Annotated in this window: 4 protein-coding genes; 3 read left to right on the forward strand and 1 reads right to left on the reverse strand. The window is 68.7% G+C overall.

Annotated elements, in window-relative coordinates:
- Nucleotides 1–1,353 (forward strand): NADH-quinone oxidoreductase subunit NuoN (gene nuoN, locus G6016_RS16005; RefSeq protein ID WP_182633592.1); only part of this gene is annotated, 1,353 nt, incomplete at its 5' end.
- Between the two features lie 47 nt (nt 1,354–1,400).
- Nucleotides 1,401–1,631: a FitA-like ribbon-helix-helix domain-containing protein gene (locus G6016_RS17865; RefSeq protein WP_386848363.1), complete on the forward strand. Its 231-nt coding sequence runs from the start codon at nt 1,401–1,403 to the stop codon at nt 1,629–1,631.
- A 70-nt stretch (nt 1,632–1,701) separates the two neighbouring features.
- On the opposite strand, the gene G6016_RS16010 is transcribed toward G6016_RS17865, so the two are convergent.
- The gene (locus G6016_RS16010) at nt 1,702–2,040 is read right to left on the reverse strand and encodes a 4a-hydroxytetrahydrobiopterin dehydratase (protein ID WP_182633593.1); all 339 of its coding nucleotides are present in this window, start codon (nt 2,038–2,040) and stop codon (nt 1,702–1,704) included.
- Nucleotides 2,041–2,123: 83 nt separating this feature from the next.
- Between G6016_RS16010 and G6016_RS16015 the strand changes: the two genes are divergently transcribed.
- A complete protein-coding gene (locus G6016_RS16015; RefSeq protein WP_182633594.1) occupies nt 2,124–2,279 on the forward strand; it encodes a hypothetical protein in 156 nt (51 codons plus the stop codon).
- Nucleotides 2,280–2,367: the final 88 nt, after the last annotated feature.

Below are 2,367 nucleotides of genomic sequence, written 5' to 3' on the forward strand. Positions count from 1 at the left end.
TCCCCTCCCCGGTCGTCCCGCGGCCCCGTCCTGGCGGGCTTCGCGCCCCAGGCCGCGCTGGCGCCGGGCGGCGACAACGAGCGCGCCGCCGAACGCGCCGGCGTCACCCAGACCGAGGTGTTCCCGCTGGTGCTGTTCGCGACCGGCGGCCTCATGCTGTTCCCCGCCGCGAACGACCTGATCACCCTGTTTATCGCGTTGGAGGTCCTGTCACTGCCGCTGTATGTGCTGTGCGGAATGGCGCGACGACGACGACTTCTCTCGCAGGAGGCGGCGCTCAAATATTTCCTGCTCGGGGCGTTCTCGTCGGCGATCTTCGCGTACGGCATCGCAATGATGTACGGGTTCGCGGGGACCGTCGATTTCGCCGGGATCGCCGAGGCCGTGCGGGCCGAGGGGGGCGGCGTAGATGCCGGCGGTGGGCTGGCCGGCGGCAGCACCCTGGCGCTGGTCGGGGTGGCGCTGATGTCGGTCGGGCTGCTGTTCAAGGTCGGCGCCGTGCCGTTCCACAACTGGACGCCCGACGTGTACCAGGGCGCGCCGAGTTCGATCACCGCATTCATGGCGGCCGGCACCAAGCTGGCGGCGTTCGGCGCGATCCTGCGGTTTTTCTACGTCGCGGTGCCGGGGCTCGAGCACCTGTGGACGCCCGTGCTGTGGGCCGTGGCCGCGCTGACGATGGTCGTGGGCACCGTGGTGGGCGTGACGCAGAACGACGTGCGGCGGCTGCTCGCGTATTCCTCGGTCGCGCACGCCGGGTTCCTGCTGACCGGCGTGCTCGGGCCGGCGGAGGTGGGGGTGTCGTCGGTGCTGTTCTACCTCGCCGCGTATGCCGTGAGCACCGTCGGCGTCTTTGCGGTGGCCGGGCTGGTGCGGGGCCCCGACGGCGCCGAGATCACCGACCTGCGCTCGTGGTCGGGGCTCGGGCGGCGGCAGCCGGCGATCGCCGCGTGCTTCGCGCTGCTCCTGCTGGCGCTGGCCGGAATTCCGTTGACCAGCGGTTTCATTGCCAAGTTCGCCGTGTTCTCCTCGGCCGTCGAGGGCGGCGCGGTGTGGCTGGTCGTGATCGGCGTGCTGGCAAGCGCGATCGCGGCGTCGTTCTACGTGCGGGTGATCGTGGTGATGTTCTTCCGGGAGGGCCCGGTGGAGGTCGGGGCCGGGGCCGAGACGGGGGACGGAGTCGGGGCTCGAGCTGTGGCAGGGGCCGGTTCCTCCGAGGTGGCGTTCGCCCGGCGGCCAGCCACGCTGGTGGTGGTCGGCGTCGCGGTGGCGGTCACGCTGGTGTTGGGCATCCTCCCGCAACCGCTACTCGATCTGGCGGAGGCGGCCTCGACATTCGCGGCTGCGGGTTGAGCTCACCGAGCGTTGACATGCGCGACAACGGGATAGAGATTTACAGCATGCGATCGATCCACATTCGCGATGTTCCTGAGGACATCTATCGCAAACTCACGGAGCAAGCCGCCCACGAAGGTAAGACTCTGTCGGAGTTCGCCCTCGATGTGCTCACTCGAGCCGTGCAACGACCAACTCGGCAATCGGTTCTCGACCGGCTTGCCACTATCCCGCCACGTAGCTACGGGGGCGAGTCCGCTGCCGAATCCGTGCGAACGGAACGCGACGCCGAGTGATGAGCGACTTGGCAGGGTGATCTGAGTCCGACGCCGCGCGGGTGACGCGGGGCCCGCGAGGGGCTGAGACTCAGTCCTCGCCGAGACCCAGCGGGGTGGCGTCGAACTCGCCGGACAGCGCCGACACGGCTCGCGCCAGTCGCAGGTCACGCGGGGTCACGCCGTCCACGTCATGGCTGCGCAGGTCGAGGGTGACCTCGTCGTAGCTCCACAGCAGGTCCGGATGGTGGTTCTGGCCGTTAGCGGCCTGCCCGATGGCGGCGACCAGGTCGATCGCGGCCTGCGGCGTCTCGCACACCGCGGTGTAGGTCAGGGAGCCCTCAGAGAACGCCCAGCCCGGAAGGTCGGCCAGGCCCTCGGCGATCTGCTCTTCGGTCAGGCGGGTGTTGTCGTCAGCGTTAGCGCTCATGCCGCCAAGTCTGTCAGGTCTGGCCGCCCGCCGCTGGAGCCGAGCCGAGCATGCTCCGAGCCGCAATGCTGCACACTCTCGATATGGGCATCGCATCAGCTGAGGAACGCTGGCAACGCTGTGAACGGCTGGCCGAGGAAATCGCCGCCACCACTGACGAAAACTGGGCCAGCTATGTAGAAGAAGCTCACTGGTGGGAGTCGGCGCAGAATCTCCACTCCGATTCAACCGGTCCTTGAGCGCTGATTGCCAGACACCGATCCCGCAACCCGGCCGACATCGGCATCCCCGTTTTGGCGCCGCCTACCCTGAAACCGTGACTTCCCC

Source organism: Dietzia aerolata, assembly GCF_014144865.1.
In the GTDB taxonomy this organism is placed as follows: Bacteria; Actinomycetota; Actinomycetes; order Mycobacteriales; family Mycobacteriaceae; genus Dietzia; species Dietzia aerolata.